Below are 26,538 nucleotides of genomic sequence, written 5' to 3'. Positions count from 1 at the left end.
ACGCCATGAGTACCGACGCACGCGTGCGCCCCCTGACCATGGCTTTGTCCAAGGGACGTATTTTTGAAGAAACACTCCCTTTGCTCAAAGCCGCTGGCATCACCGTCAGCGAAGATCCTGAAAAATCACGCAAACTGATTATCGGCACCAGTGACCCCGGTCTGCGCCTGATTATTGTGCGTGCCTCAGACGTGCCCACTTATGTTGAATATGGCGCGGCGGATCTCGGAATCGCCGGCAAAGACGTACTCATCGAGCACGCAGCGCAACACCCTGGCGGGCTGTACCAACCCATCGACCTGAATATCGCCAAATGCCGCTTGGCGGTTGCCGTACGCAATGGCTTTGACTACGCAGCCGCCGTGAAACAGGGCGCACGCCTGCGCGTGGCGACCAAATACACGGCCGCAGCGCGCGAACACTTCGCAGCCAAGGGCGTTTATGTCGACCTGATCAAGCTCTACGGTTCGATGGAACTCGCGCCCCTAGTTGGACTGGCTGATGCCATTGTCGATCTGGTATCTACAGGCAATACGCTCAAAGCCAATGACCTGATTGCCGTTGAGGACATCATGCCGATTTCTTCGAGACTCGTGGTCAATCGTGCAGCGCTTAAAACCCGTCACGCCGAATTACAGCCTTTACTGGATGCCTTTGAGCGTGCAAGCGCAAGCTCTGTGGCATGATAGAGCTCTATTTGTTTTGATGACCCCTTCAAAAGAGGGGTTCTTTGATGATGCCTACAATCACACGTCTGGACTCACGCGATCCCGAGTTTCAAGCAACCCTGTCCGATCTGCTGGCTGTTGATGCCGAGCAGGATGATGCTATTGATGCCGCAGCTGCCAGTATCCTTCAACAGGTTCGTCGCGAAGGCGACAACGCACTGCTGCGCTTTACACGTCAATTCGATCATGTCGACGTTGATTCAGTCGCAGCCCTCGAAATTCCACGTCGCGAGTGGGAGTCAGCACTCGCCAACCTTCCCGGCGCTCAGCGCGAAGCCCTTGAAATTGCTGCTCAGCGTGTGAAAACTTATCACGCTCATCAAAGACAAGAAAGCTGGACCTACACCGAAGCCGATGGCACGCGTCTCGGTCAGCAAATCACGCCACTGGACAGAGTGGGTCTGTACGTGCCAGGAGGTAAGGCATCCTACCCCTCGTCTGTACTGATGAACACCATCCCTGCCAAAGTTGCCGGCGTGAGCGAAGTGATCATGGTCACGCCCACCCCGGGCGGGCAGCGCAATGCCATGGTGTTGGCTGCCGCCGCGATCGCGGGGGTGGATCGCTGCTTTGCCATTGGTGGAGCACAGGCAGTTGGTGCGCTCGCTTATGGGACTGCGACCATTCCAGCTGTCGACAAAATCGTCGGTCCCGGCAATGCCTATGTTGCCGCAGCCAAAAGACGCGTCTTTGGAACGGTTGGCATCGACATGATCGCGGGTCCAAGCGAAATTTTGGTCATTTGCGATGGTAAAACACCCTCGGACTGGATCGCGATGGACCTGTTTTCCCAGGCTGAGCACGATGAGCTCGCCCAGGCCATTCTGTTATGTCCGGATGCGCAATACCTGGACGCTGTTGAGGCCTCGATCGAAAAGCTCTTGCCGACCATGCCCCGTGCGGAAATTATCCGCACCAGTTTGCGTGACCGTGGTGCCTTGATTTTGGTGCGCGACCTCCAAGAGGCCTGTGACATCAGCAACAACATCGCACCCGAACACCTCGAAGTCTCCTGTGAAAATCCAGACGCATTGCTACCGGCATTACGCCACGCAGGCGCAATTTTTATGGGGCGTCACAGTTCTGAAGCACTGGGAGACTATTGTGCGGGTCCCAATCACGTCTTGCCAACTTCGCGCACAGCAAGATTCTCATCCCCGCTAGGCGTGTATGACTTTCAAAAACGATCCAGTTTGATTCATGTCTCTGCGGCTGGCGCCCAAACGCTAGGCAAAGTGGCAAACGAGCTTGCCCTCGGTGAAGGCCTTCAGGCTCACGCTGCCAGCGCACGTTACCGCTTGACCAACATACAATAGACAATCCTGAGCTATAAAGTACATTCGAGTACATCCCTATGCGTACCGCAGAAATTACCCGCAATACCAACGAGACGCGCATCCGCGTCGCGATCAATCTGGACGGCACTGGTCGCCAGAAGCTCAACACGGGTGTTCCTTTTCTGGACCACATGCTTGATCAGATCGCACGACACGGCTTGATCGATCTCGAGGTTCATGCCGAGGGCGATCTGCACATCGATGCGCATCACACCGTCGAGGATGTCGGCATCACGCTGGGCATGGCCATTGCCAAGGCGGTGGGAGACAAAGCTGGCATTCGCCGCTATGGACATGCTTATGTTCCTCTGGATGAAGCGCTGTCTCGCGTGGTTGTAGATTTTTCGGGACGCCCAGGCTTACAGTTTCATGTCCCTTTCACGCGTGCACGTGTGGGTGATTTCGATGTCGACCTGACTATCGAGTTTTTTCAGGGTCTGGTCAACCATGCCTTGCTGACCATGCATATCGACAACTTGCGCGGCGTCAATGCGCACCATCAGTGCGAGACCATCTTCAAAGCAACGGGTCGCGCGCTGCGTATGGCGCTCGAATTAGATCCCCGTATTGCGGGTGTCGTGCCATCCACGAAAGGTGTGCTTTAAGTCATGACTTCAATTGCCATTGTCGACTACGGCATGGGGAACTATCACTCTGTTGAGCGCGCGCTACGACACGCAGCGCCGGAAGCCGATATTCGTTTATGCAAGCTCGCCACTGAAATCGATGCCGCTGACCGAGTTGTGTTTCCCGGACAAGGTGCGATGGCCGACTGTATCCGCACACTTGATGAAGCGGGGTTGCGCGATGCCGTGTTACGGGCTGCAGCAACCAAGCCTCTGCTTGGTGTGTGCGTGGGTGAACAGATGTTGTTCGAACGCAGCGAAGAGGGCAACACTGTGAGTCTCGGTATTTTCAAAGGCGAGGTGAAGCGCTTCAAAGGACCCGCGTTCGATGCGCCGACATCCGACACGCGCAACCACACGGACCGTCTGAAAGTTCCACACATGGGATGGAATCCAGTCCACCAGGTGCGCACGCACAAACTTTGGTCGGGCATCCCCGATGCGACGCCTTTTTATTTTGTACATAGTTACTATGCTGTTCCGTCTGACTCTGCCCTCATCGTAGGTGAAAGCAACTACGGCGGTCCCTTCGCCTGCGCTGTGGCACGAGATAACATCTTTGCCGTACAGTTTCATCCAGAGAAAAGTGCCGATCATGGTTTGCGTCTGTATCGAAATTTTGTAGACTGGCAACCTTAACAACCTGAAAGTGACTGATCACAAAAGACAATGCTGCTGATCCCCGCAATTGACCTCAAAGACGGACAATGTGTCAGACTTCGCCAAGGCGACCTCGATGATGCAACCATCTTCTCCGAAGACCCCACAGCCATGGCGACGCACTGGCTCGAGCGTGGCGCGCGGCGCCTGCATTTGGTCGACCTCAATGGTGCTGTCGCCGGCAAACCCAAAAATGAAGCGCTGATTAAAGCGATTGTGGGTGCGGTGGGAGACGATATTCCCGTTCAGATCGGTGGAGGCATTCGCGATCTAGACACGATCGAACGCTACCTCGACTTTGGTATTTCCTACGTCATCATCGGTACAGCCGCGGTCAAAAATCCTGGCTTTTTACACGATGCTTGCGGTGCGTTTCCCGGGAACATCATCGTTGGACTCGATGCCCGGGATGGCAAGGTTGCGACGGATGGCTGGAGCAAACTCACCAAACATGACGTGACAGATCTTGCCAAAAAATTCGAGGACTATGGCTGCGAAGCTATCATCTATACGGACATCGGTCGTGACGGCATGCTCTCAGGCGTCAATATCGAAGCCACTGTTCGACTGGCCCAGCACGTTCGTATTCCAGTGATCGCCTCAGGCGGCGTCACCGATATGCGCGACATCGATGCCCTCTGCGCGGTTGAAGAAGAAGGGATCGAAGGCGCTATTCTTGGCCGCAGCATTTACGAAGGTACGCTTGATTTCGAAGCCGCGCAAAAACGCGCGGATGAACTTGCGCCATGACAATTAAACAAACGCCCGGGACCCTGAGCGAACTGACACGTCGAATCATTCCTTGTTTGGATGTCACAGCGGGTCGCGTGGTCAAGGGCGTTAATTTTGTTCAGCTGATGGATGCTGGCGATCCAGTCGAGATCGCACACCGCTACAACGAACAAGGCGCGGATGAACTGACTTTTCTGGACATCACTGCGACAAGCGATGGACGCGATCTGATTCTCCCCATCATCGAACAAGTCGCCTCTCAAGTCTTTATCCCGCTCACAGTAGGTGGCGGCGTGCGGCAAGTGAGCGATATCCAGCGTCTGCTCAACGCGGGCGCTGACAAAATTTCAATGAACAGCGCTGCCGTTGCCAACCCGGAGCTCGTGCGCGCCGCCTCGGATTATCACGGCTCCCAATGCATCGTTGTCGCGATTGATGCGCGGCGTGTTGCTGATAGCGAAACACCGCGCTGGGAAGTCTTTACGCACGGTGGTCGGCGCGGCACAGGGATCGATGCCGTTGCCTGGGCCCGTCAAATGGCTGAATATGGCGCAGGTGAAATTCTTCTGACCAGTATGGATCGCGATGGTACTAAAGCTGGTTTCGATCTCGAACTGACGCGCCAAGTATCTGATGCCGTCTCGGTCCCTGTGATCGCCTCTGGTGGCGTCGGTAATCTCCAGCACCTTGCGGACGGGGTCACGATCGGCGGTGCCAGTGCCGTTCTGGCAGCGAGCATCTTTCATTATGGTGAATACACCGTTGGTCAGGCCAAAGAATTTATGGCGCGCCAAGGTATTCCCGTCAGGATCGGCTGAGATGACCACACCTCAGCTTCCCGCATGGCTTGAAGAAGTTCATTTTGACGCCCAAGGTTTGATCCCTGCGATCTCTCAGGATGCGCAGACCGGTCAAATTTTGATGGTGGCATGGATGAATGCAGAGTCGCTTGCAGAGACAGTGGCGACAGGGCGAGCAGTCTTTTGGTCGCGTTCGCGGAATCGCTTATGGCGCAAAGGCGAAGAATCCGGTCACGTGCAGCGCCTGCTTGAGCTGCGCTTGGACTGCGATGGAGATGTGCTGTTGCTCAAAGTCGAACAAATTGGTGCCATCGCCTGCCACACGGGTCGCGCAAGCTGCTTCTACCGCAGGCTGGACCATGTTGCGGGCGCAGAAAATAGTCCAAGCTCACAGTGGGTCATCGTCGATCCAGTCCTTAAAGACCCCGAACTCATCTACAAATGAACAAAGACAACGCGACTCCTGACGTTTCCGAATGGGTGATTTCCCGCATCGCCGATCTTCTGGAAACCCGACTACCCAGCCGTGGCGGAGATCCGGCTGTTTCCTACGTTGCCAAACTATTTTCCAAAGGCCCGGATGCTGCGCTTAAAAAAATCGGCGAAGAAGCAACCGAGCTTGTCATGGCCGCCAAGGACGGGCAACCAGAGCGGATCGTGTCCGAAATGGCTGATTTATGGTTTCACTGTCTAGTGGTATTGACAGAAAATGGTCTGCGTCCCGAACAAGTCGTGGCAGAATTAGCCCGACGCGAAGGTGTCTCAGGACTGCAGGAAAAAGCTTCGCGCTTGAAAAACCCTTGAGGATCCAAAGATTTCATGAGTGAACACTGCGTATTTTGCAAGATTGTGCGAGGCGAATTGCCGGCAAAAATCGTGCACGAAGACGAGGATTGCCTGGTCTTTCACGATATCAACCCTGCCGCGCCAGTTCATTTGCTAATGGTCCCCAAACGGCATATTGTCTCAATGCAAGAGATTAATCCCGAAGATGCCGTTTGGTTAGGTAGAATGCTATCCAAGGTACCTCAAATCGCGCTCGACAACGGCTGCAATCCCGGACCATCCGGCGGTTTTCGCTTGATGGCCAACTCCGGTGTCGAAGGTGGTCAAGAGGTTTTGCACCTCCATTTTCATATTTACGGTGGTAGTCGTCCCTGGAAAGGGCCAGCCCCCACCGTGGCCTAATTCGGAGAACCGTCATGGGCACTTTTAGTATCTGGCATTGGTTGATTGTTCTGGTTATTGTGGCACTGGTGTTTGGCACCAAAAAAATCCGCAATATAGGCGCCGATCTTGGTGGTGCCGTCAAAGGTTTCAAAGAGGGGATGAAAGACCCAAACGCCAAAGAAGCTGATGCGACAACCGCGGCAGCGGAAGCCGCGCCTGCACAGCGTGTCGCCTCAAACGAAACGATTGATGTGCAAGCTAAAGAAAAGTCCAGCACACATTGAGCGCTTTTCCTGATTTCCTTCTAGCTGAGTCTATCTGGCCCTTTTATCACCATGTTTGACATCAGCTTTACTGAATTGCTCGTGATCGGGGTGGTCGCGCTCATCGTGATTGGCCCCGAACGTTTGCCGAAGGTCGCCCGGACCATTGGTCACTTGGTGGGTCGCGCGCAACGCTATGTTGGGGATGTCAAATCCGACATCCAGCGCGAGATCGAACTCGATGAGTTGCGCAAACTCAAAGAACAGATGCAAGATGCCGCGCAAAGCGTGAAATCGAGCATTCAAAACACCGAGACTGCGTTGCGTCAACCGCTTGAGGCTTTTGAACAGTCAACGATGTCCACGCTCAATGAGCTGAAAACACCGCTTGGCTCACCTGATGCTGCCAGCACGCCAGCGACTACAGCGCAAGCCCCTACACCGCCTCCCGCACCAGCGCAACTTGAAATCGATGCTGTGCGCGCTGCAGATATACGCCCCAGTGCCACGACTACGGCCGCAGCCACCCCAGAGACTTCGTCCGGATCAAAAACTTGAGTACTGAAGAGCATTCACAAGATAACCCCCAGGGTGGCGAAAGTTTCATGTCACACCTCGTGGAATTGCGTACGCGCCTTTTGCGCGCCGTCGGCACGATGCTTGCCGTCTTTATCGTTTTGTTCATGTACCCTGGGGCTTCGGCGATTTACGACTTGTTGGCCGCCCCAATGCTTGCCTCTTTACCTGACGGCACCCGCATGATCGCTACAGGGGTCATTACACCCTTCATGGTTCCAGTCAAGGTCACGATGATGGCGGCCTTTGTGGTGTCACTTCCTGTCGTGCTCTATCAGGTCTGGGCCTTCGTCGCACCCGGTCTCTACCGTCATGAACAACGCTTAGCTTTGCCACTGATCGTTTCGAGCTCCTTGCTTTTTCTGGCAGGTATGGCGTTTTGCTACTTCGTTGTTTTTAAAACAGTGTTTAGTTTTATTGCTTCGTTCGCACCACAGTCGATCACGCCCGCTCCGGATATCGAGGCCTATCTGGGCTTCGTCATGACGATGTTTCTGGCCTTTGGCATTACGTTTGAAGTCCCTGTCGCGGTCATTCTTCTGGTACGGATGAACATCGTTACCATTGCGCAGCTCAAGCAAGCGCGGGGTTATGTGATTGTGGGCGCTTTCATCATCGCGGCTGTCGTCACGCCTCCCGATGTTGTGAGCCAGTTTTTACTGGCAGTGCCTTTATGTGTGCTGTATGAAATCGGAATCTTATTGGCGCGCGGCATCAAACCACGATCCGAAGAAACAAAACCCGAAGCAACCGATTCCACAATTTGAAAAAAGTTGAAAATACAACTTCGCTGCAAAAAACCTAAAGATAGTACTTACAGCGTATGGAACCACTCTTTTTGGTAGGTCTGTTTACGCTTATCTACCAAAGACGCTCAAGAAATCTTACAAAAAATATGTTGTGAACGTTGCTGGAAAGGTATATCTTCTGGCGTTTTCTAAATTTAACATTATGGCTTTGGCTTCGGGTATCGCCTCTTGTAGACCTGCCAATTTGTTTTTATATTCAAGCAGCAAGAACTTCAAAGGGACCACTGTGCTCGCTCACCGTCTCAAACAAGCCCGCCTCCGCGCAGGGTTATCGCAAGAAAAACTCGGCAAACTTGCCGGGATCGATCCTATGTCTGCCAGCGCCCGGATGAATCAGTATGAGCGAGGCAAGCACTCACCTGACTATCAGTTGATGTGCAAAGTGGCCGAAATCCTCAAGATGCCCGTGAGCTGGTTCTACACCGCCGATGATGATGAAGCACGATTACAGGAAATTTTCCATCATCTGCGTCCAGCGATCCGACGCCCCCTGCTGACGCAAGCAGAAAATCTTTTCGTCGAACATCCTCCAGGCACAGACACCGAAGCCACGGGCGTTTCCGGCACGAACCCTCCAGCTGCCTCTTAATTTTCAAGCTAACGCGGCCTGACAGGTCGCTGTCCCAGGGTGAGCGACAGTGTTTGCGCTCGCCCGTTTCGATAAATCTCCAGAGACACCCGGGTACCTGGCGCCTTGGATGCCAAGGAGGTCATGACCCTGGGTGTACTGGCAGCAGGCTCTCCATCCAACTTCAGGATAATGTCACCCACCTTCAGGCCACCTTTGGCGCCTGGCCCATCGCGCATCACGCTTGCGACGATGACCCCCTCCGGAGTGGACAATTTAAATGCCTTGGCTAAATCCGGTGTGACATCCTGAGTTTCGATACCCAGCCAGCCACGACTGACAAAACCATTGCGCACAATTTGCCCTACAACCATTTGAGCCGCTTGCGCAGGGATCGCGAAACCAATCCCAAGCGATCCGCCAGACTTGGAATAAATAGCGGTATTGATCCCAATTAAGCGACCCAGCGTATCAATCAAGGCACCGCCTGAATTACCTGGGTTAATCGCTGCATCGGTCTGGATAAAATTTTCATATGTATTGATTCCCAACCCAGCACGACCTAATGCAGAGACGACACCCATTGTGACGGTTTGTCCGACACCAAAAGGGTTGCCAATTGCCAACACGACATCACCGACACGAGGCGAATTTGCAACATCAAATGGGAGGACCGGCAGATCAGTGAGTGAGACTTGCAATACGGCGAGATCAGATTCAGGATCAATACCGATTGTTTTCGCGCGTGATTGGCGACCATCGCGCAGCGCGACGACGATTTCGTCTGCGCCCTCCACCACGTGAAAATTCGTTACGACATGGCCTTGTGCGGAGACGATGACACCTGAGCCCAGACTGGTTGATTCCTGCTCTTGCTTGAAGCCAGGCATCTGCTCAAAAAAATGTCGTAACACTGGATCTTGTGGGAGCGGTAGACGCGACACTTCAATGCGTTTTTTTGTGTGGATGTTGACAACCGCAGGGGCAGCTCTTGATACGGCATCCGCGTAAGAACCAGGCGCTTGCGACTGAACAGCTGCAGGTGAGACACTCGGCGCGACCATATGACTTGTTTGGGTACTGGTCGAACGCAACCAATCCGGACGCAAAGTCACCACCACGAATAAAATCGCTAAACATACCGTGACGGTCTGAGCGAATATCAGCCAAATACGACGCATCTTGCTACCAGGGAAAATAATGAAATCGATTGCAACTCGCGAGCTTTGCGCTTGGCTCGACACCAAACTCAATGCCACGTCCTTCAGCGATTACTGCCCGAACGGCTTGCAGGTTGAAGGCAAATCAACAATCTCTCATATTATCGCGGGTGTGACGGCGAGTCAGGCCTTGATTGACGTGGCCACTGAACGGGGCGCCGATGCGTTACTTGTCCATCACGGATGGTTCTGGAAGGGCGAAGACTCCCGGGTGCTCGGTACACGCAAAAGCCGGCTGGCCAGCATTCTTGCCAGTGATATCAACCTGATTGCTTACCATCTGCCTCTCGATGCCCACCCAGAACTTGGCAACAATGCCCAGCTCGCTCGGGTTCTTGGCTTAATACCCTCAAATGAAACCGCTGGACCAGGCAACCTGATTTGGCTGGGTCACATGCCAGGTGCGCGCACGCTAGGCGAGGTGGCTGCCAGCGTTGAAAAAGCCCTGGGTCGAGTCCCGCAAGTGATCGGCGATGCGGGCATGCCTGCCGGCCGCATGGCCTGGTGCACTGGTGCGGCTCAAAGCATGCTGACGCATGCGATTGACGCAGGCGCCCAGATTTTCATCACTGGTGAAATCTCTGAACCTACCGTGCATCTGGCACGAGAAGCCAATGTTGGCTTCATCAGCGCCGGACACCATGCAACTGAGCGCTATGGTGTCCAGGCGCTAGGCGCCGCCATCCAGGACACATTCGGCATTCGAGTCGATTTCGTTGATATCGACAATCCGGTTTAAGTAGCGATTATGTGTTCTATTTCTTTAAAGAATCACGAATTTCTCTTAAAAGGAGCACATCCTCAGGCGTTTTGGGTGGTTCGGCCTGAGCCTCCAGATCCATTTTGCTGCGGGCGGTATTGATTGCCTTGACCATCCAGAAAATCACAAACGCCAGCAAAATAAAGTTAATGACGATGGTGACAAAGTTACCCCAGGCAAAAACAGTCGCACCTGCCTTTGTCAGATCAGCGTACGTTTCAGGACCTGCATAATCGACCGGGCGCGACAACACAAAGAATTTGTTGCTGAAATCCATCGCGCCTCCGACCAAAAAGTTCACGATCGGCATCACAATGTCTTTGACCAGCGAGTCCACAATTTTGCTAAACGCAGCACCCACAATCACACCGATTGCAAGGTCAACAACGTTGCCCCGAACTGCGAAGGCGCGAAATTCCTTTAAAAATCCTCGAGCTTGATTCATTTCTTGATTCCCATGATGAAAGTGTGTGCATCGTAGGGCTATAATAAGAGGTTAGAAAATTTGTAACAAGTTTGGTGTGAACCAGTCTTCAGCACGTCCGCTCGAACGTGTTGGCTGCAATAAGGATAGGAAGATGAGTCAGGATTCGATTCTGCATGACGACGAAGGCGCGGTTCCCCCAACCCTGCCCGCCGACCCTTCGCGCCGCTTCTGGATCGGCACGACCTGTGCCGTAGGTGGTGTCGCCGGAGCCGCTTTAGCTGTTCCCTTCGTAAGCACATTTGCGCCCTCAGAAAAGGCCCGCGCCGCAGGCGCCCCCGTCGAAGTCGACATCAGCACCATCGCCCCGGGCGAGATGCGCACTGTCGAATGGCGCGGTAAACCCGTCTGGGTGATTCACCGTACCAAAGAACAACTTGGCACGCTCAAGCAAAACGATCCGGACCTCGCAGATCCGGATTCCAATCGCCCAGGTGTGACGCCCCCTTACGCCAAAAACGAATGGCGTTCGCGCAAACCCGATATTTTTGTGACGGTCGGTATTTGCACGCACCTCGGTTGCTCACCGACGCCGAAATTCCAGACGGGACCGCAGCCTAGCCTACCCAACAACTGGGATGGCGGCTTCCTGTGCCCATGCCATGGTTCGACGTTCGATATGGCCGGTCGTGTTTACAAAAACAAACCTGCGCCAGATAACCTCGAAGTGCCACCGTACCAATACCTGAGCGACACCAAAATCATTATCGGTGTTGACGAGGACAACAAGGCCTGATCGGCCTTTGATTAACAACGCACATCGCGACACTGATTAAAGTAAAGGAGCCGTTTCATGGCTGGCGAAAAATCCGTCGAAACGACCGGACTGCTAGGATGGATAGACCGTCGCTTTCCGCTGACGTCTAGCTACAAGGCGCACTTGTCCGAGTACTACGCACCCAAAAATTTCAATTTTTGGTATTTCTTTGGTTCACTCTCACTGCTCGTACTGGTGTTGCAGATCGTGACAGGTATTTTCCTCGTCATGCATTACAAACCCGACGCGCAGTACGCGTTCCAGTCTGTTGAATACATCATGCGTGAAGTGCCAGGCGGCTGGTTTATCCGCTACATGCACTCGACGGGCGCGTCGATGTTCTTCATCGTCGTTTATCTCCACATGACGCGCGCACTCATTTACGGCTCCTATCGCAAACCCCGCGAACTGGTCTGGATTTTCGGTGTAGGTATTTTCCTCTGCCTGATGGCCGAGGCGTTTTTCGGTTACCTCCTCCCCTGGGGACAGATGTCCTTCTGGGGCGCTCAGGTGATCGTCAACCTGTTTTCTGCCATTCCTTTCATTGGGCCTGAACTGTCCATCTGGATTCGCGGCGACTACGTGGTTTCAGATGCAACATTGAATCGCTTTTTTGCTTTCCACGTGATCGCGATCCCCTTGGTTCTTCTGGGTCTGGTTGCCGCGCACGTGATCGCGTTGCACGAAGTCGGCTCCAACAACCCCGATGGCGTGGACATCAAAGCCAAGAAAGACAAGCATGGACGTCCGCTGGATGGGATACCTTTCCATCCTTACTACACTGTTCACGACATTCTTGGTGTGGCCGGCTTTTTCATCATCTTCATGGCGATTATTTTCTTCGCCCCTGAGATGGGTGGCTACTTCCTGGAGTTCAACAACTTCCTGCCAGCGGATCCACTTAAGACACCGCTTCACATTGCCCCGGTCTGGTATTTCACGCCCTTCTACTCGATGTTACGTGCAACGACTGATGACTTTACCTGGGTTCTGGCCGGTGCCGCTGTCGTAGCTGCGATTGTGATGTTCTTTAAAACAAAGGGCATTGCAAAGCTGATCGTGCCTGTAGTGTTGCTCGTGGTGGCTGTATTGCTGCGTACGATCGATGCGAAGTTCTGGGGTGTGGTCGCCATGGGCGGCGCAGTGGTGCTGCTGTTCTTCCTCCCATGGCTGGATTACAGCCCAGTCAAGTCCATTCGCTATCGTCCAGGTTGGCACAAAGTGCTTTACGGCATCTTCTTTGTGAACTTTATTGTGCTGGGCTACTTGGGTACGCAAGCTCCGACCGACGTCTTTAACCTGATGTCTCAGATCGGAACGCTCATTTACTTGGGCTTCTTCTTGCTGATGCCTGTCTGGAGTCGCCTTGGAACGTTCAAGCCGGTCCCTGACCGTGTCACGTTCCACGCACATTGAGCTTAACTTTATTTACGGAATGACCATGATCAAGAAGCTGCTTTGTGCTCTTGCCCTAGTGATCACATGCACCGGCGCGAACGCCGCAGGCGGAGATTTCCCGCTTGAGCGCGCACCGAATCGCATCAATGACATCGCTTCGCTCCAAAACGGCGCGAAACTGTTTGTGAACTACTGCCTCAACTGTCACAGCGCCTCCGCCATGCGCTACAACAAGCTCAAGGATATTGGTCTGACCGACCAGCAAATCCGTGAAAGCTTGCTGTTCACAGGCGAGAAAGTCGGCGATCTGATGATGGGTTCGGTCTCTGTCAAGGACGGCAAAGCATGGTTTGGCGCTGCGCCTCCAGATTTGTCTCTGATGGCACGCGCCAAGTCCATCAATGCAGGCCCAACCGGCTCGGACTACATTTACACATACCTGCGCACGTTCTATCGCGACACAAGCAAACCAACAGGTTGGGATAACCTAGCATTCCCCAATGCCGGCATGCCACATGTTCTGTGGGAGCGTCAGGGTCCTCGTGAAATGACTGTCGTGACAACGCAAAAAGCTGCCGCGCAAGCCGGCAAGCCTGCAGGTTGGGAACGAATTATCACCACATACGACCCAGCGGGTTATGTTGTCTCCAAGGCTGAACCTCTGGCGAACTATACTGGCAAGCCTTCGGTTGAGCATAAATTCAAGGCGCTTGATCCCCAGCGTGCCGCTGCCTACGACCGCGACATGGCGGATTTGACTGGCTTCATGACTTGGATGGCAGAGCCTATCCAGCAAAAGCGCAAACAAATCGGTGTCTGGGTTCTGCTGTTCCTTGGTATCTTTTTTGTGATTGCGTGGCGCCTGAACGCTTCGTTCTGGAAACACGTCAAGTAAGTCGTTTTATTGGGGCCAGCGTCTGCTTGACGTAGACGCTGGCTTTTTGCTTTTTTTATCTGTATTTATTTTTAGGACGGATATCCATCATGATGGTCCTTTACTCCGGAACCACCTGCCCTTTCTCACATCGCTGCCGCTTTGTGTTGTTCGAAAAGGGTATGGATTTTGAAATCCGTGACATCGACTTGTACAACAAGCCCGAAGACATTTCTGTCATGAATCCCTATGGTCAAGTGCCGATCCTGGTTGAGCGTGATCTGATTCTGTATGAATCAAACATCATCAACGAATACATCGATGAGCGCTTTCCTCACCCTCAGCTCATGCCCGCGGATCCTGTCATGCGCGCTCGCACGCGGTTGTTCTTGTACAACTTTGAAAAAGAGTTGTTCATCCACGTCGCCGCACTCGAAGACCGTTCCATTCGGGGCGATGAGAAGCGACTTAATATTGCTCGCGCAGCTGTTCGTGACCGTTTGTCGCAACTCGCACCTTTGCTGCTCAAGAATAAGTACATGCTCGGTGAAGAATTCTCCATGCTGGACGTCGCAATGGCTCCTCTATTGTGGCGTTTGGATCACTATGGCATTGAGCTTCCCAAGACGGCTGCACCGATTCAAAAATACGGCGAGCGAATCTTTTCACGTCCCGCCTATATCGAGGCACTCACTCCTTCAGAAAAGGTCATGCGCCGTTAATGGCTGAAACATTGCTCAAACCGCTAGAGACTGAAACCTCTTATGGCTGAAACATCCACTAAACCGTACATGATCCGTGCACTACATGAGTGGTGCACAGACAACGGCTACACACCCCAGATTGTTGTGCAAGTTGATGCCAACACTCTGGTGCCTCGTGCGCATGTGCGTGATGGCCAAATCACCCTGAACATCGGTGCTTTAGCCACTAATCGTTTAGTGATCGGTAATGAAGCGATTGAATTTCAGGCGCGCTTCAGTGGCATCACCGAAGATCTCTATGTACCGATTTCGGCCGTCAGCGCGATCTATGCGCGAGAAACGGGGGCGGGCATGGGTTTTGAAGTGGAAGCCTCAGAGCCCGCTGAAAAGCCCACTGAAAGCGCGACTACGATTACGCCAGTCTCACACGCGACGCCAGACTCCGAAGGTCCCAAACCTCCTGACAACAAGCGTCCAAAACTTTCTATCGTCAAATAATGAATATCGCAAGAACGTTTGCGACAAATCATTTATAATTCTGTCCGTTGTTGAAGTTTTGGCTTGATTGCCAAACGCCGGAGTAGCTCAGTTGGTAGAGCAGCTCACTTGTAATGAGAAGGTCGAGGGTTCGATTCCTTTCTCCGGCACCACAAATTAAAAAAAGCTGTCAGGTGCAAACCTGACAGCTTTTTTCTTTGCGGCTCAGTCCTACCGAGCCCTTCTTTTACGCGAGACTATCTGCCCAGATATTTTTCGCCCATCCCCAAGCGTAAGTACCTTCAAGCGCCGTGGGTTCTGGAGACAACCCGCCTGAACCCGGAACAGTCTTAAAGGTCTTTTCAGCGGCGACATATTGGTGAACGCTGGCAACGTGCACCACATCTGTATCGTTCACAAAGCTGTAGCATGTGTTGGTCAATACTGGCTGCGGATTGATAGGCAATCCACTCAGTTCAGCAATGATCGCAGCAGCCGTCACCTTGGCATGCTGGTTAGCCATGTGGCCGGATTTCGGCATTGCTGGAGCGATCTGAATCGAATCACCGATGATGTGTATATCTTTGGCCGTCGCGGATTCAAAATTCAAAAAGTTCACGTTTGACCAACGACCATTCGCATCGGCCAGACCTGACTTCACGATCAAATCTCCCGCACTCATCGGAGGCAAAATATTCAACACGTCGGCTTTGACATCCTCCTGCACCTCGAATTTGATGGTGCGTGTCTTTGCATCAATCGCCGTGACATTGTGCTCAGGCGTGTATTGAATGATGCCGGGGTAAAGTTTCGCCCACGCCTCTTTGAATAACTTGCCTTTCGACGTCACGTCCTGGTTTGCATCAAACACCAACACTTTTGATTTCGGTTTGTTTTTCTTCAGGTAGTTTGCAACCTGGCACACGCGCTCATAAGGTCCTGGCGGGCAACGATAAGGGGCGAGCGGAATACTCAACGCATACACACCGCCATCGCGCATTTCTGCGATTTGCTTATGCAAAGCTACGGTCTCAGGGCCTGCTTTCCAGGCCTGCAGTGTGACGCCCGCTTTATTGGCCGCATCTAGTCCTTCGATCTTGTCCATCATCAAACCGATACCGGGTGACAGCACAAGCTTGTCATATTTAATTGTTTGTCCAGATGCCAGCTGAACCGTTTTCTTCTGCTGGTCAATGCTTGCGACCGAATCTTTCACCATTTTCACGCCATGATTTTTTTCGAGTCCACCGTAGGCAACTGATAGCTCGTTAATTTGGCGTGATCCACCCACGACTAGGTTAGAGAGTGGGCATGAAATGAATTGCGGGTTAGGCTCGATCACGGTGACCTGAGCGGTATTGTTAGACATCATGCGCAAGTATTTTGCGGCAGTCGCACCACCATAACCTGCACCGACCACTACGATCTGGGCCGATTTCAGCGCGCTCGCATGTGCTTGACCGTTTATGCCAACGGCCAATCCGGCGATGGCTGCGCTTTGTCCGAGAAAATGACGACGATTCATGTTGATACCCCTTTAATTTTTCTTGCCCAGAACGCTAGCAATTGTTTTGAGTTGTTCGTCGGTATAGCCTTTTGCGAGCTGGTGCATGATCGTCCCGGTTCGTTTGCCAGACTTGTATTCCATCAGACGTTCATACATGACCGATTCCGAGAGTTGATGAATCATCGGTATCGCGACACCCGGCACACTCACTCCGTTTGTTCCATGGCAGTTTGCGCATGTCGCGGCGAGACTCTGGTTGTATAAACGCTGCGCTTGAATATCTTGCGCTTGCGTGACGCCAGTCATCGCCAAACCCAAGACCCCCGATAACGCAAGCGCTGCTCTCAATAGATACTTTCGCATAGCCATACTCCTTAAACATTTTCACGATTGCCCGTCATCGTCTCTTTTACGATGTCCGCTTGGCAATCAAGGTTAACCCTCGAATTCACACGCTATTAAACGCCATTTTTCTTGAACCATTGCAGACATTTTTCCCAGCCATCTTTTGCCGGACCGGGTTGGTAGGTCGCACGATAATCGGCATGAAACGCATGTGGCGCATCGGGATAGATTTCAAACCTGCTCTGCGCAGCTGCCTGATTACCTGTTGCCGCGCTGAGTGCCGCCTTCATCTTGTCCACAGTATCCAGTCCGATCCCGGTATCCTTTCCACCGTATAAACCGAGTACGGGTGCTGTGAGTTTATCGGCCAAATCAACGGGATGCTGGGGAAAGTTGTCACTTTTGTCTCCCACCAGTCTTCCGTACCAGGCGACTCCTGCGCGTATTTGGGGAATGTTCGCGCAGGCTAACCACGTGATGCGGCCACCCCAGCAAAACCCAGTCATGCCGATTCTTTTAAGATCTCCTCCATGCGCGCTCGCCCATTTAATCGCCACCTCGATATCTGACATGACTTGTTTATCTGGCGTTTTTGAAACGATTTGCGACACAATTTCCGCCATCGTTCCGAGTGCCGATGGATCACCTGCACGGGTAAAAAATTCGGGTGCGATCGCCAGATAACCTAACTTGGCAAATCGGCGTGCAATGTCAGCGATGTGTTCATGGACGCCGAAAATTTCACTCGCGATCACGACTACGGGTAGAGCGCCACTCGCATTGGTGGGCCTAGCCACGTATGCAAATAATTCAGTATCGCCGTCGACGATTGTTTCCTCACCCGCCTTGATCCCGACAAAATCAGTTTGTATGACTTGTGCAAAAGTCGGCTGTGCGACAGATGCAAATCCCAAGCCCATTCCGATTGCGGAGGTATTACGCAAAAACTCTCTGCGTGAACGAGTTGAGTGGCCACCCAAGGCCTCGATGTCTGTGATGTGATCCTGACCCATGCATACTCTCCTAAGTATTATTTTAATTTGTGGGCGAATGAAGCGCTCTGGCCTCTATATTAGGGTAAGCCTCGCCTAGTCTAAAGGGGGAAATAGGTACTTTTACCTACTTATTACTTTGAGAAATTTGTTTATAACAAAGTAATATATAGATATCATTAGAAAAAGAACTCCTACTTCAATCAAAGTTTCAAACGAGCTAGAACTATGTTGAATCCAAAAGACTTCGCGCTTGAGCCTGGGAAACTAAAAAAAGCTCCTGAGAACTTTTTGTCCAGAGACTTCGCCACTGAGTTGACCGAAAAAGGAATGGACGATACGCGTCGGGGCTTCTTGCGTCATAGTTTTTTTGGAGCCATGGCAGCCGCCGCCGGGGGCATGACTGCACCGGTCCGGGCCAACCAGGGGGAACCTGCCATTTTGCAAAAACAAGCCTGGCAAACCACGCTTGGACAGCCCGTCGCAGCCAAACCTTACGGCATGCCCTCGAAGTACGAGGCCAATCTACAGCGGCGTGAATCACCTGGTCTGACACGTGTTTCAGCAGCCTCTGTGGCCTTTGCCCCCTTGCAAGGGCTATTCGGCATCATCACGCCAAGCGGTTTGCACTTTGAACGCCACCATCAAGGCTGGTACGACGTAGATCCCGCTCAACATCGCTTGATGATCAATGGACTCGTCAAAAAAGACATGGTCTTCACGATGGAAGACCTGATGCGTTTACCTTCGGTCTCGCGGATTCACTTCATCGAGTGTGGTGCCAATACCGGAATGGAGTGGGGTAATGTCGCCGTGCCGACCGTTCAATACACGCACGGCATGATTTCCTGTTGCGAGTTCACGGGCGTGCCTCTTTCCATTCTGCTGGATATGGTCGGTGCCGACTACTCCAAGGGGAAATACGTCCTGGCCGAGGGTGGTGATGGATCAGGCATGACGCGCACCATTCCAATGGAAATGGCGCGCGATGACGTACTGGTTGTCTGGGGTATGAACGGCGAAATGTTACGCCCGGAAAATGGCTATCCCTTGCGACTGCTCGTTCCAGGGGTCCAGGGCGTGAGTTCAGTCAAATGGCTGCGCCGGATCGAGGTGGGCGACATGCCCTATGGCGCCAAGGACGAATCGATTCACTATGTCGATCTCATGCCCGATGGCATGCACAGACAATACACCTCCATCCAGGAATGCAAATCAGTCATCACAACGCCGTCGGGCGGACAACAGCTTCTCACCACTGGTTTTTACAACATCAGCGGAATTGCCTGGTCCGGTCGTGGAAAAATCAAACGCGTCGATGTTTCAGTCGACGGGGGTCGCAACTGGCGAGAGGCCAGACTTGAAACGCCCATCTTGAGCAAAGCCCTGACACGCTTCAACATCAACTGGACCTGGAATGGAAAGCCCGCCATCCTGCAGTCGCGTGCCATCGACGAGACTGGATATGTACAGCCCCCGATCCGCATGCTCAGGGAAGTGCGCGGAACGCGATCCATTTATCACAACAACGCCATTCAATCCTGGAAAGTCGATATCAACGGTGAGGTCAGCAATGTACAAGTTGGTTAAAACTCTCACTAGCCTTGCTGGCCTGGCGCTTGCGAGCGCGCTTGTTCAAGCACAGGATGTCTCGCAATACACCGGGATCGGTCGTGTTGCGACACCGGCGGAAGTCGCGGCATGGGATATCGATGTCAGACCCGACTTCAAGGGCTTACCAAAGGGCGCAGGCACGGCCGACCAGGGTCAGGAAATATGGGAAGCAAAGTGCGCCAGCTGTCATGGAGCCTTTGGCGAATCGAATGAGGTCTTTACACCCATCGTGGGCGGTACAACGGCTAAAGATATTGAGACGGGAAAGGTTGCATCACTGACCTCTCAAAATCAGCCGCAGCGTACAACGCTCATGAAAGTTCCGACCGTATCGACCCTGTACGACTACATCTATCGCGCGATGCCCTGGAACGCGCCGCGAACCCTGTCGGCCGACGATACCTACGCGTTGGTCGCTTATATACTGGCGCTCGGTGAAATCGTCCCAGAGGATTTCAAATTAAGCGACCAGAATATTGCGGAAGTTCAAGCACGTATGCCAAACCGAAACGGCATGACCACTCAACACGGAATGTGGACAGTATCAGGAACACCGGATGTCAAAGCAGACGCATGCATGACAAACTGCGTTCCAGAAGTCAAGATTACATCGACCCTGCCTGACTTCGCCAGGAATGCACACCACAACATCGCAGAACAAAATCGGACGTACGGCCCTTATCGCGGCATTGATTCGACACAACCCCCTCTCAAAAATCTGCCTGGCGCCCAATATGTCGCCAAAGTGGCAAGCGCACAGACGGCCGTCAACGCCGGCTCCGTCACACTTGCTCAATCCACAACAGCTCAAGCAGACTCAGCAGCCCTTCAACAGTCGTTCACAAAAAATAATTGTGCGGCCTGTCATGCGCCTGCAGCGAAGGGAGTCGGTCCCTCAATGAGCGATATTGCTAAAAAGTATAAAGATCAGGATGCAGTCGCCAAGCTTAGTGCTAAAGTCAAAGCCGGTGGCTCGGGCGCCTGGGGCGCGATACCGATGCCTCCCCACCCCCAAGTCCCGGATGACGAAATCACTCGCCTGGTGAAGTGGATGCTGAACGGTTCTTAATTTTCATTTTCATACACTTTTCGACTAACAATATTTTTTCTTTTCTATATTTATCCGTAAAGGAACAATCATGAACGTACAGCGACGCAGACTTTTGCAAATGACGGCCCTGGTCGGTCTGATGGCGAGCGCAGGTCTGATGACCGAAGCTGAAGCTGCGACTTGGAATAAGGCCGCTTTCGAAGCGAAAACTCTCGATGACGTCGTCAAAGTATTGGGCGGTAGCGCACCTCAACAATCAGATGCAGTGATACTACGTGCGCCAGATATCGCTGAAAACGGCGCGGTTGTTCCTGTCGGTGTGGAAACCAATTTGAAAGCGACTGAAATGGCGATTCTGGTAGAAAAGAATCCAAATGCGATGGCCGCGATGTTTATCATCCCCGCAGGCGCGGAAGCGTTTGCATCAACACGCGTCAAAATGGGTCAGACCTCCAATGTCTTTGCATTGGCCAAGGTGGATGGTAAGTGGCTGATGGCTTCGAAAGAAGTCAAAGTCACGCTGGGCGGTTGTGGCGGTTAACCCCTTGCGCAATCAACACCTTATCCTTTTTCAATACAAAGAATTGCCCGCTCGGGGCACACAGACAGTCTAGGAGAATTAATCATGGCAAGTCCAATGCGTATTCGTGCAACAGAAAAAGACGGCGTCGTGGATGTTCGCGTTCTGATGAAACACGATATGGAAACAGGTCAGCGCAAAACACCAGAAGGCACGGCGATCCCCGCATGGTTTATCTCAACCGTCGAAGCCAAGGTCGGCGACAAACTCGTCTACGGCGCACAGTTTGGACCCGCGGTCTCCAAGGATCCGTTTCTTCATTTCAAACTGAATGGCTCCGCAAAAAAGGGTGACTCCATTTCCGTGACCTGGGTCGACAACAAAGGCGAAACACGCACCGATAAAACCGATATCAAATAAAAATTTGTCTTTCCCGAAGGATGCAACATTGTCATCCCATCAGGCAGGCGATATAGGAGACACTCCATGAAGCGCACTATTTTTACTGGGCTTGTCGCAAGCCTGATCGGTACGACTCCGATGGTTTATGCGCAATCCGCATCCGACCAGCTTGCCGAATACCGTCGGATGTTGGCAGACGGCAACCCCTCAGAGCTTTACGAGGCCGAAGGTGAAGAGCTCTGGTCCAAACCTGCGGGCCCCAAAAACGCGAGCCTTGAAAAATGCGATCTCGGACTGGGACCTGGTGTGGTTCAAGGCGCCTCCGCGCAACTCCCTCGCTATTTCAAAGACACCGATCGTGTTCAGGATCTTGAATCGCGGCTCATGACGTGCATGGATACCTTGCAAGGGATTCCTGAAGCGGACATCGTGAAAGGCTCCTTTGGCAAAGGCGTACGCAAAGATCTGGAAGCCATTGTCGCCTACGTTGTCACACAGTCAAAAGGGTTAAAGATCAATGTGCCGGCCACACATCCAAAAGAAAAGGAAATGCTGGCGCTCGGTGAAAAGATATTTAATTTGCAGGGAGGTCCAATGGATTTTTCCTGTGCCTCTTGTCATGCGGTCGATAACAAACGCATTCGCATGCAAGATTTGCCCAACCTGACCACTGCAAAAGGTGCTGCAGAGGGCTGGGGGAGCTGGCCTGCCTATCGCGTTTCCAGCGGGACTTTCTGGACGATGCAACAACGTCTGAACGACTGCTATCGTCAGCAACGCATGCCTTTCCCCATCTACGGATCCGAAGCCACCATCGCACTATCCGTCTTTATGGCCAACACAGCCAATGGCGGTACGGTTCAGACCCCTGGCTTGAAGCGCTAATTCGCGGGAGCATACAAATGAAAACAACACTGACAAAACTCGCGCTTGGTTTGAGCGCGCTCTTACTAACACTAGGGACCCCTGCAACCAGTCTGGCACAACAAACTGACCCCGCCGTGCAAGCTGTGATGGAACGCAGTTTCCGTGAGCAAGGCATTGCGAAACTGGATCGCATCAAGCAGGATGAATTTCAAGCTTTATGTTCCGACGAAAAATTTCGCGCAAGCGCAGCAGGACAAAAGAAAGCTGAAGAACTTCAAAAAGCGGCACTTGCGGCAATCAAACCACCTTCTGATGGCAAGTACTTAGGCGACTGGAAGGCTGGTGAAGCGGTCGCCCAAAGCGGCCGTGGTGCGACATGGAGTGACACGCTCAAAACTGTGAATGGTGGGGGCTGTTACAACTGTCATCAAATCACAAAGGAAGAAATTTCTCACGGAACCATTGGTCCTTCACTGTTAGCGTATGGAAAAATGCGCGGCAACAGCGAACCCATCTTGGTCTATACCTGGAACCGGATCAGTAATTCCAAAGCCTATAACGCTTGCAGCAACATGCCTCGTATGGCGCACTTTAATCTGCTGACCGAACAGCAAATCAAGGATGTGATGGCGCTCTTGTTGGATCCCGCGTCACCCGTCAACAAATAATCCACTGTTCGCAAGTATCTTGTCGCAAGGAAGCAAATAATGGCTATGAGTCGTCGTGAATTTGTGCAGCTGATGGCCATCGCCTCGGCGGCGGGTCTCTCACTTGGAGCGGGCACAAGCCGTGCACAGGCTGCGTCTTCTTTATACGACATGCCAAAATTCGGCAATGTGCACCTCATGCACTTTACCGATTGTCACGCACAACTCAAACCCATTTACTTCCGCGAGCCCAACGTCAATTTAGGGTTTGGGAGTCAGTTTGGAAAACCACCGCATCTGGTGGGCGATGCTTTCCTGAAACATTACGGGATCAAGCCTGGCACGCACGATGCTCATGCGCTCACTTATCTTGACTTTGACAAAGCGGCCCTACAGTTTGGAAAAGTCGGTGGATTTGCGCATTTGGCAACGCTCATTAAACAGGTCCGGGCGACACGTCCTGGTGCGCTGCTGCTGGATGGCGGTGATACCTGGCAAGGCTCAGGCACCGCACTCTGGACCAAAGGTCAAGACATGGTGGACGCCTGTCTGGCGCTCGGTGTCGACATCATGACCGCGCACTGGGAAATGACCCTTGGCGAACAGCGTGTCAAAGAAATCGTTGAAAAGGATTTCGCCGGGAAAATTGACTTTATCGCGCAAAATATCAAAACAACGGATTTTGAAGATCCCGTTTTTGACGCGTTCGTGATACGCGAAATGAACGGGATACCTGTTGCGATCATCGGACAAGCTTTTCCATACACCCCCATCGCGAATCCCCGCTATCTGGTTGAAAACTGGTCTTTCGGTATTGACGAAGAGAATATGCAAAAAACGGTGAACCTCGCACGCTCCAAAGGCGCGCAGGCCGTCATTCTCCTCTCGCACAATGGCATGGATGTCGATCTGAAAATGGCCAGTCGCGTTCGAGGTATTGATGCCATCCTGGGTGGCCACACGCACGATGGCGTGCCCGTACCGGTCAAAATCAGTAATCCTGGTGGCGTGACCCTTGTGACCAATGCGGGCTCCAACAGCAAATTTCTTGGCGTGTTGGATCTTGATGTTAAAAATGGTCAGGTTGCTGACTTTAGATATCGTCTGATGCCAGTTTTTGCAGATCTTTTGCCAGCTGACAAAGCCATGGATGATCTGATCAACAAAATCCGTGCGCCCTTTGAAACTAAACTCAACGAAAAACTCGCAACTGCACAAGGCTCACTCTACCGCCGGGGCAATTTCAACGGGACATTCGACCAATTGATCGTAGACGGTCTGATGGAAATGAAAGGCGCCGAAATCGCCTTCTCTCCGGGTTTCAGGTGGGGAACATCGATTTTGCCTGGTCAAGCCATCACCATGGAACACCTGCTGGATCAAACAGCCATTACCTACCCATACACGACACTCACGCCCATGAGCGGAGAGATGATCAAAACGATTCTCGAAGACGTCGCGGACAACCTCTTCAATCCTGACCCCTACTATCAGCAGGGTGGCGATATGGTGAGAGTAGGCGGTATGCAATACACAATCGATCCCACCGCATCAGCAGGCAACAGAATATCTGATATGCGTATAGGTGCTCAAACAATCGAAGCCTCAAAAACCTATAAAGTCGCCGGTTGGGCACCCGTTTCGGAAGCCGCGCGCGATGCCGGCGGAGAACCTATCTGGGATGTGATGTCGACCTATCTCAGACAGATCAAAACTGTCGCCGCCAAAACTCCAAACTTGCCTATCATCAAAGGCGCTGCAAACAACCCGGGAATGTCAGGATAAATCATGAAATCAATCTTCTCCACGCTTGTTCTGAGTGCTGCTCTTTTCGTGGTAACTCCAGCTGCGATTGCCCAACAGTCTCCGGTCAAAGAAGGCAACAAAGTTGTCTACCATGTCGATGATGCTGAATTGCAGGGCATCAAAGGACTCCGAAATATTCGGAATCATCTTGATGTCGCTCCAGACACAAAGATTACTGTCGTGATGCATGCAAACGGCGTCGATCTCGTCATGGAAGGTGCCCAGGACAAAAAGTCCAAAGCTGAATATGCCCCGCTTGTCGCCGCACTGGTTTCGCGGGGCGTAAACTTTGAAGTATGCGAGATCACTCTCAAAAATAGAAACCTCAAAAAAGATCAGTTTTTACTTGAGGCGACCTTTACCCCATCAGGTGTTGCGCGACTTGCAGATTTGCAGGCACAACAGAAATTTGCCTACATCAAACCATAGGTTTTCTAATGATTCTGCGAGTACGCTTTGCACGACCGCTGCACGTCGTCATCGCGATGCTCATGCTGCTTGGTTTGAACACTTACGCCAACGAACGTTCGCTTACACTCACCCAAGTTGGCAAAAACGCTTATTACGCTCAGGGTGAATCTGCGCTGGGATCGTCCTTAAATAAAAACTTTATTTCCAATGCGGGTGTCGTGATCGGCCCCGATGGGGTTGTGGTGATCGACGCGCTTGGTTCGCCCGCTCTTGGCAAACAACTCATCGACGAAATTCGAAAGCTGACTGACAAACCGATTCAATTCGTCATCGCGACTCACTACCACGCAGACCATATTTACGGTTTGCAAAGCTTGATTGATATTGGTGCGACGGTCATCGCACAAGAAAGTGCGAAAGAGTACCTGGGTTCAGACACCGCGCAACTCAGGCTACAAACCTCGCGTATAGAACTTGCACCTTGGATCAATGACGACACTCGGCTTGTACCTGCCTCAAAGTGGATCGTAGAAGATACGCGTTTAATGCTCTCAGGTCTGGACGTCGAGCTCATTAAGATGGGGCCTGCGCATACATCCGATGATTTGGCGATCTATTTCCCAACCGAAGGCGTGCTATTCGCGGGGGATCTGGTCTTTCGCGGACGGATTCCCTATGTCGGCAACGCTGACAGCTTGGGCTGGATTAAATCTTTGGACAAGTTATTGAATCGACCAGCCACCGTGATCGTGCCGGGCCATGGTCCAGCGTCGACCTCTGCTGCTGAAGATTTGAAATTCACCCGTGATTACCTAGTCTTTGTACGCAAAGCGATGGAGCAAGCAGCCCGGGATCTTGAGCCTTTTGATGACGCCTATCTTGCGACTGACTGGTCCCGATATGAAAAGGTACCGCTTTTCAACGCTGCAAACCGCATGAACGCTTACAACATTTATCTTTCCATCCAAAACGAGTGATATCAGTCACGTCGATTGAACCGAGCCAGCTCAAATACATCCAGATCCACCATCTGTCCGAAGTCTTTTTGAATCACTCGACCTGATGGATCCACAACGTACACCTCTGGAATACCCCGTCTTTTTCCAATCATTCGATCCAGCTCTGGTGTCATCATCACTACCGGGAAATTGATTTCATTTTTTTTGACATAACTCATGACGGTCTCTGGATTCTTGTCGACTGACAGACCGATCACAACAAGATTGCCGCCTTGCGTTCGCCTGACAAGCTCCTTGAGATTGGCGTTTTGTCGGTGGCAATAGGGACACCAGGTTGCCCAAACTTGTATCACTAAATGCTTACCTTTCAACGTACTTTCAACAATTTGTTCCCCGTCGATCGTCACAAGCTTGTCAAATTTAAATTGATCGCCGACACTGATGGCATGTGACGGACCGACATGCAACATTAGG

At 52.4% G+C, this 26,538-nt stretch carries 34 protein-coding genes and 1 tRNA gene; 29 read left to right on the top strand and 6 right to left on the bottom strand.

From position 1 onward, the window contains the following. Positions 1-5 precede the first annotated feature (5 nt). From hisG to QWY30_RS08885, 13 genes are all read left to right on the top strand, one after another. The gene (hisG, locus tag QWY30_RS08945) at positions 6-686 is read left to right on the top strand and encodes an ATP phosphoribosyltransferase (protein ID WP_290240245.1); all 681 of its coding nucleotides are present in this window, start codon (positions 6-8) and stop codon (positions 684-686) included. Between the two features lie 50 nt (positions 687-736). Further along, a complete protein-coding gene (gene hisD / locus QWY30_RS08940) occupies positions 737-2,044 on the top strand; it encodes a histidinol dehydrogenase (protein ID WP_290240464.1) in 1,308 nt (435 codons plus the stop codon). 38 nt (positions 2,045-2,082) lie between these two features. Further along, positions 2,083-2,670 carry an imidazoleglycerol-phosphate dehydratase HisB gene (gene hisB, locus QWY30_RS08935; RefSeq protein ID WP_290240243.1) on the top strand — a complete coding sequence of 196 codons (588 nt, stop codon included), beginning with the start codon at positions 2,083-2,085 and terminating at the stop codon, positions 2,668-2,670. Between the two features lie 3 nt (positions 2,671-2,673). Continuing rightward, a complete protein-coding gene (gene hisH, locus QWY30_RS08930; protein ID WP_290240241.1) occupies positions 2,674-3,330 on the top strand; it encodes an imidazole glycerol phosphate synthase subunit HisH in 657 nt (218 codons plus the stop codon). A 30-nt stretch (positions 3,331-3,360) separates the two neighbouring features. Further along, a complete protein-coding gene (gene hisA, locus QWY30_RS08925; RefSeq protein WP_290240238.1) occupies positions 3,361-4,101 on the top strand; it encodes a 1-(5-phosphoribosyl)-5-[(5-phosphoribosylamino)methylideneamino]imidazole-4-carboxamide isomerase in 741 nt (246 codons plus the stop codon). Then, positions 4,098-4,901 carry an imidazole glycerol phosphate synthase subunit HisF gene (gene hisF, locus QWY30_RS08920; protein WP_290240236.1) on the top strand — a complete coding sequence of 268 codons (804 nt, stop codon included), beginning with the start codon at positions 4,098-4,100 and terminating at the stop codon, positions 4,899-4,901. The genes hisA and hisF overlap by 4 nt, the downstream gene beginning before the upstream one ends. Position 4,902: 1 nt before the next feature. Next, a complete protein-coding gene (gene hisI, locus QWY30_RS08915; RefSeq protein WP_290240233.1) occupies positions 4,903-5,328 on the top strand; it encodes a phosphoribosyl-AMP cyclohydrolase in 426 nt (141 codons plus the stop codon). Beyond that, positions 5,325-5,687 carry a phosphoribosyl-ATP diphosphatase gene (locus tag QWY30_RS08910; protein ID WP_290240231.1) on the top strand — a complete coding sequence of 121 codons (363 nt, stop codon included), beginning with the start codon at positions 5,325-5,327 and terminating at the stop codon, positions 5,685-5,687. The genes hisI and QWY30_RS08910 overlap by 4 nt, the downstream gene beginning before the upstream one ends. 15 nt (positions 5,688-5,702) lie before the next feature. After that, positions 5,703-6,071, top strand: coding sequence for a histidine triad nucleotide-binding protein (locus tag QWY30_RS08905; protein ID WP_290240229.1), 369 nt, complete (start codon positions 5,703-5,705; stop codon positions 6,069-6,071). 14 nt (positions 6,072-6,085) lie between these two features. Continuing rightward, complete coding sequence (gene tatA, locus QWY30_RS08900; protein ID WP_290240228.1) at positions 6,086-6,337, top strand: Sec-independent protein translocase subunit TatA; 252 nt, start codon at positions 6,086-6,088, stop codon at positions 6,335-6,337. 51 nt (positions 6,338-6,388) lie between these two features. Further along, a complete protein-coding gene (tatB, locus tag QWY30_RS08895; RefSeq protein WP_290240226.1) occupies positions 6,389-6,874 on the top strand; it encodes a Sec-independent protein translocase protein TatB in 486 nt (161 codons plus the stop codon). 47 nt (positions 6,875-6,921) lie between these two features. After that, the gene (tatC, locus tag QWY30_RS08890) at positions 6,922-7,659 is read left to right on the top strand and encodes a twin-arginine translocase subunit TatC (RefSeq protein WP_290240225.1); all 738 of its coding nucleotides are present in this window, start codon (positions 6,922-6,924) and stop codon (positions 7,657-7,659) included. A 268-nt stretch (positions 7,660-7,927) separates the two neighbouring features. After that, on the top strand, positions 7,928-8,290 hold the full coding sequence (locus QWY30_RS08885; protein WP_290240223.1) for a helix-turn-helix domain-containing protein: 363 nt from the start codon (positions 7,928-7,930) through the stop codon (positions 8,288-8,290). 8 nt (positions 8,291-8,298) lie between these two features. Here the strand turns inward: QWY30_RS08885 and QWY30_RS08880 are convergent, their stop codons facing one another. After that, positions 8,299-9,450, bottom strand: coding sequence for a trypsin-like peptidase domain-containing protein (locus QWY30_RS08880; RefSeq protein WP_290240221.1), 1,152 nt, complete (start codon positions 9,448-9,450; stop codon positions 8,299-8,301). Positions 9,451-9,469: 19 nt separating this feature from the next. Between QWY30_RS08880 and QWY30_RS08875 the strand changes: the two genes are divergently transcribed. Then, on the top strand, positions 9,470-10,228 hold the full coding sequence (locus tag QWY30_RS08875; protein ID WP_290240219.1) for a Nif3-like dinuclear metal center hexameric protein: 759 nt from the start codon (positions 9,470-9,472) through the stop codon (positions 10,226-10,228). 16 nt (positions 10,229-10,244) lie between these two features. On the opposite strand, the gene mscL is transcribed toward QWY30_RS08875, so the two are convergent. Beyond that, positions 10,245-10,694 carry a large conductance mechanosensitive channel protein MscL gene (gene mscL, locus QWY30_RS08870; protein ID WP_290240217.1) on the bottom strand — a complete coding sequence of 150 codons (450 nt, stop codon included), beginning with the start codon at positions 10,692-10,694 and terminating at the stop codon, positions 10,245-10,247. Positions 10,695-10,827: 133 nt separating this feature from the next. On the opposite strand from mscL, the gene petA reads away from it, so the two are divergent. The 6 genes from petA to QWY30_RS08840 all read left to right on the top strand — a co-directional run bounded on the left by petA (position 10,828) and on the right by QWY30_RS08840 (position 15,116). After that, positions 10,828-11,469, top strand: coding sequence for a ubiquinol-cytochrome c reductase iron-sulfur subunit (petA, locus tag QWY30_RS08865; RefSeq protein ID WP_290240215.1), 642 nt, complete (start codon positions 10,828-10,830; stop codon positions 11,467-11,469). A gap of 57 nt (positions 11,470-11,526) precedes the next feature. Then, on the top strand, positions 11,527-12,906 hold the full coding sequence (locus QWY30_RS08860; RefSeq protein ID WP_290240213.1) for a cytochrome b: 1,380 nt from the start codon (positions 11,527-11,529) through the stop codon (positions 12,904-12,906). Between the two features lie 19 nt (positions 12,907-12,925). After that, positions 12,926-13,783 (top strand): cytochrome c1, encoded by an 858-nt coding sequence (locus QWY30_RS08855; RefSeq protein ID WP_290240463.1) that lies wholly within the window; start codon positions 12,926-12,928, stop codon positions 13,781-13,783. A gap of 89 nt (positions 13,784-13,872) precedes the next feature. After that, entirely contained in the window at positions 13,873-14,484 is a 612-nt protein-coding gene (locus tag QWY30_RS08850) for a glutathione S-transferase N-terminal domain-containing protein (protein ID WP_290197006.1), read from the top strand. Positions 14,485-14,526: 42 nt separating this feature from the next. Beyond that, entirely contained in the window at positions 14,527-14,964 is a 438-nt protein-coding gene (locus QWY30_RS08845; RefSeq protein ID WP_290240211.1) for a ClpXP protease specificity-enhancing factor, read from the top strand. A 76-nt stretch (positions 14,965-15,040) separates the two neighbouring features. Further along, a tRNA-Thr gene (locus tag QWY30_RS08840) sits at positions 15,041-15,116 on the top strand. Positions 15,117-15,190: 74 nt separating this feature from the next. Here QWY30_RS08840 and QWY30_RS08835 read toward each other — a convergent pair. From QWY30_RS08835 to QWY30_RS08825, 3 genes are all read right to left on the bottom strand, one after another. Continuing rightward, complete coding sequence (locus QWY30_RS08835) at positions 15,191-16,468, bottom strand: NAD(P)/FAD-dependent oxidoreductase (protein ID WP_290240209.1); 1,278 nt, start codon at positions 16,466-16,468, stop codon at positions 15,191-15,193. A gap of 12 nt (positions 16,469-16,480) precedes the next feature. Next, positions 16,481-16,813 (bottom strand): c-type cytochrome, encoded by a 333-nt coding sequence (locus QWY30_RS08830; protein ID WP_290240207.1) that lies wholly within the window; start codon positions 16,811-16,813, stop codon positions 16,481-16,483. 95 nt (positions 16,814-16,908) lie between these two features. Next, positions 16,909-17,808, bottom strand: coding sequence for a dienelactone hydrolase family protein (locus QWY30_RS08825; protein WP_290240205.1), 900 nt, complete (start codon positions 17,806-17,808; stop codon positions 16,909-16,911). A 207-nt stretch (positions 17,809-18,015) separates the two neighbouring features. Here QWY30_RS08825 and soxC point away from each other — a divergent pair, with 207 nt between their 5' ends. The 9 genes from soxC (at position 18,016) to QWY30_RS08780 (ending at position 26,082) form a co-directional block, all read left to right on the top strand. Continuing rightward, complete coding sequence (gene soxC / locus QWY30_RS08820; protein WP_290240203.1) at positions 18,016-19,377, top strand: sulfite dehydrogenase; 1,362 nt, start codon at positions 18,016-18,018, stop codon at positions 19,375-19,377. Then, positions 19,361-20,470: a c-type cytochrome gene (locus QWY30_RS08815; protein ID WP_290240200.1), complete on the top strand. Its 1,110-nt coding sequence runs from the start codon at positions 19,361-19,363 to the stop codon at positions 20,468-20,470. Before soxC ends, QWY30_RS08815 begins: the two co-directional genes overlap by 17 nt. A gap of 70 nt (positions 20,471-20,540) precedes the next feature. Further along, positions 20,541-20,993 carry a thiosulfate oxidation carrier protein SoxY gene (gene soxY, locus QWY30_RS08810; RefSeq protein WP_290240199.1) on the top strand — a complete coding sequence of 151 codons (453 nt, stop codon included), beginning with the start codon at positions 20,541-20,543 and terminating at the stop codon, positions 20,991-20,993. A gap of 84 nt (positions 20,994-21,077) precedes the next feature. After that, entirely contained in the window at positions 21,078-21,392 is a 315-nt protein-coding gene (gene soxZ, locus QWY30_RS08805) for a thiosulfate oxidation carrier complex protein SoxZ (protein ID WP_290240197.1), read from the top strand. Positions 21,393-21,458: 66 nt separating this feature from the next. Then, positions 21,459-22,259: a sulfur oxidation c-type cytochrome SoxA gene (gene soxA, locus QWY30_RS08800; RefSeq protein WP_290240195.1), complete on the top strand. Its 801-nt coding sequence runs from the start codon at positions 21,459-21,461 to the stop codon at positions 22,257-22,259. 17 nt (positions 22,260-22,276) lie between these two features. Then, positions 22,277-22,909 carry a sulfur oxidation c-type cytochrome SoxX gene (soxX, locus tag QWY30_RS08795; RefSeq protein WP_290240192.1) on the top strand — a complete coding sequence of 211 codons (633 nt, stop codon included), beginning with the start codon at positions 22,277-22,279 and terminating at the stop codon, positions 22,907-22,909. A gap of 45 nt (positions 22,910-22,954) precedes the next feature. After that, a complete protein-coding gene (gene soxB, locus QWY30_RS08790; RefSeq protein WP_290240190.1) occupies positions 22,955-24,673 on the top strand; it encodes a thiosulfohydrolase SoxB in 1,719 nt (572 codons plus the stop codon). A gap of 3 nt (positions 24,674-24,676) precedes the next feature. After that, positions 24,677-25,123, top strand: a complete 447-nt coding sequence (locus tag QWY30_RS08785) for a DsrE family protein (protein ID WP_290240188.1) — start codon at positions 24,677-24,679, stop codon at positions 25,121-25,123. Positions 25,124-25,131: 8 nt separating this feature from the next. Further along, positions 25,132-26,082 (top strand): MBL fold metallo-hydrolase, encoded by a 951-nt coding sequence (locus tag QWY30_RS08780; protein ID WP_290240186.1) that lies wholly within the window; start codon positions 25,132-25,134, stop codon positions 26,080-26,082. Between the two features lie 2 nt (positions 26,083-26,084). Here the strand turns inward: QWY30_RS08780 and QWY30_RS08775 are convergent, their stop codons facing one another. Then, positions 26,085-26,534: a TlpA disulfide reductase family protein gene (locus QWY30_RS08775; RefSeq protein ID WP_290240184.1), complete on the bottom strand. Its 450-nt coding sequence runs from the start codon at positions 26,532-26,534 to the stop codon at positions 26,085-26,087. Positions 26,535-26,538 lie beyond the last annotated feature (4 nt).

The sequence above is a fragment of the Zwartia panacis genome (genome assembly GCF_030410395.1).
Lineage (GTDB): Bacteria > Pseudomonadota > Gammaproteobacteria > Burkholderiales > Burkholderiaceae_B > Zwartia > Zwartia panacis.
The sequence above is the reverse complement of the archived record's forward strand: the minus strand, read 5'-3'. Positions and strand labels throughout refer to the sequence as shown.

Bases quoted from the DNA above. Each gene is read 5' to 3' on its own strand.
- QWY30_RS08860 (WP_290240213.1), top strand. From the start codon at position 11,527: ATGGCTGGCGAAAAATCCGTCGAAACGACCGGACTGCTAGGATGGATA.
- QWY30_RS08845 (WP_290240211.1), top strand. From the start codon at position 14,527: ATGGCTGAAACATCCACTAAACCGTACATGATCCGTGCACTACATGAG.
- hisB (WP_290240243.1), top strand. From the start codon at position 2,083: ATGCGTACCGCAGAAATTACCCGCAATACCAACGAGACGCGCATCCGC.
- soxC (WP_290240203.1), top strand. From the start codon at position 18,016: ATGTTGAATCCAAAAGACTTCGCGCTTGAGCCTGGGAAACTAAAAAAA.
- QWY30_RS08880 (WP_290240221.1), bottom strand. From the start codon at position 9,450: ATGCGTCGTATTTGGCTGATATTCGCTCAGACCGTCACGGTATGTTTA.
- hisA (WP_290240238.1), top strand. From the start codon at position 3,361: ATGCTGCTGATCCCCGCAATTGACCTCAAAGACGGACAATGTGTCAGA.
- hisI (WP_290240233.1), top strand. From the start codon at position 4,903: ATGACCACACCTCAGCTTCCCGCATGGCTTGAAGAAGTTCATTTTGAC.
- hisF (WP_290240236.1), top strand. From the start codon at position 4,098: ATGACAATTAAACAAACGCCCGGGACCCTGAGCGAACTGACACGTCGA.
- soxY (WP_290240199.1), top strand. From the start codon at position 20,541: ATGAACGTACAGCGACGCAGACTTTTGCAAATGACGGCCCTGGTCGGT.
- soxB (WP_290240190.1), top strand. From the start codon at position 22,955: ATGAGTCGTCGTGAATTTGTGCAGCTGATGGCCATCGCCTCGGCGGCG.
- hisG (WP_290240245.1), top strand. From the start codon at position 6: ATGAGTACCGACGCACGCGTGCGCCCCCTGACCATGGCTTTGTCCAAG.
- QWY30_RS08905 (WP_290240229.1), top strand. From the start codon at position 5,703: ATGAGTGAACACTGCGTATTTTGCAAGATTGTGCGAGGCGAATTGCCG.
- QWY30_RS08815 (WP_290240200.1), top strand. From the start codon at position 19,361: ATGTACAAGTTGGTTAAAACTCTCACTAGCCTTGCTGGCCTGGCGCTT.
- tatA (WP_290240228.1), top strand. From the start codon at position 6,086: ATGGGCACTTTTAGTATCTGGCATTGGTTGATTGTTCTGGTTATTGTG.
- QWY30_RS08780 (WP_290240186.1), top strand. From the start codon at position 25,132: ATGATTCTGCGAGTACGCTTTGCACGACCGCTGCACGTCGTCATCGCG.
- QWY30_RS08850 (WP_290197006.1), top strand. From the start codon at position 13,873: ATGATGGTCCTTTACTCCGGAACCACCTGCCCTTTCTCACATCGCTGC.
- QWY30_RS08775 (WP_290240184.1), bottom strand. From the start codon at position 26,534: ATGTTGCATGTCGGTCCGTCACATGCCATCAGTGTCGGCGATCAATTT.
- QWY30_RS08855 (WP_290240463.1), top strand. From the start codon at position 12,926: ATGACCATGATCAAGAAGCTGCTTTGTGCTCTTGCCCTAGTGATCACA.
- QWY30_RS08830 (WP_290240207.1), bottom strand. From the start codon at position 16,813: ATGCGAAAGTATCTATTGAGAGCAGCGCTTGCGTTATCGGGGGTCTTG.
- hisD (WP_290240464.1), top strand. From the start codon at position 737: ATGCCTACAATCACACGTCTGGACTCACGCGATCCCGAGTTTCAAGCA.
- QWY30_RS08825 (WP_290240205.1), bottom strand. From the start codon at position 17,808: ATGGGTCAGGATCACATCACAGACATCGAGGCCTTGGGTGGCCACTCA.
- QWY30_RS08910 (WP_290240231.1), top strand. From the start codon at position 5,325: ATGAACAAAGACAACGCGACTCCTGACGTTTCCGAATGGGTGATTTCC.
- mscL (WP_290240217.1), bottom strand. From the start codon at position 10,694: ATGAATCAAGCTCGAGGATTTTTAAAGGAATTTCGCGCCTTCGCAGTT.
- petA (WP_290240215.1), top strand. From the start codon at position 10,828: ATGAGTCAGGATTCGATTCTGCATGACGACGAAGGCGCGGTTCCCCCA.
- hisH (WP_290240241.1), top strand. From the start codon at position 2,674: ATGACTTCAATTGCCATTGTCGACTACGGCATGGGGAACTATCACTCT.
- tatB (WP_290240226.1), top strand. From the start codon at position 6,389: ATGTTTGACATCAGCTTTACTGAATTGCTCGTGATCGGGGTGGTCGCG.
- soxA (WP_290240195.1), top strand. From the start codon at position 21,459: ATGAAGCGCACTATTTTTACTGGGCTTGTCGCAAGCCTGATCGGTACG.
- QWY30_RS08875 (WP_290240219.1), top strand. From the start codon at position 9,470: ATGAAATCGATTGCAACTCGCGAGCTTTGCGCTTGGCTCGACACCAAA.
- QWY30_RS08785 (WP_290240188.1), top strand. From the start codon at position 24,677: ATGAAATCAATCTTCTCCACGCTTGTTCTGAGTGCTGCTCTTTTCGTG.
- soxZ (WP_290240197.1), top strand. From the start codon at position 21,078: ATGGCAAGTCCAATGCGTATTCGTGCAACAGAAAAAGACGGCGTCGTG.
- QWY30_RS08835 (WP_290240209.1), bottom strand. From the start codon at position 16,468: ATGAATCGTCGTCATTTTCTCGGACAAAGCGCAGCCATCGCCGGATTG.
- tatC (WP_290240225.1), top strand. From the start codon at position 6,922: ATGTCACACCTCGTGGAATTGCGTACGCGCCTTTTGCGCGCCGTCGGC.
- soxX (WP_290240192.1), top strand. From the start codon at position 22,277: ATGAAAACAACACTGACAAAACTCGCGCTTGGTTTGAGCGCGCTCTTA.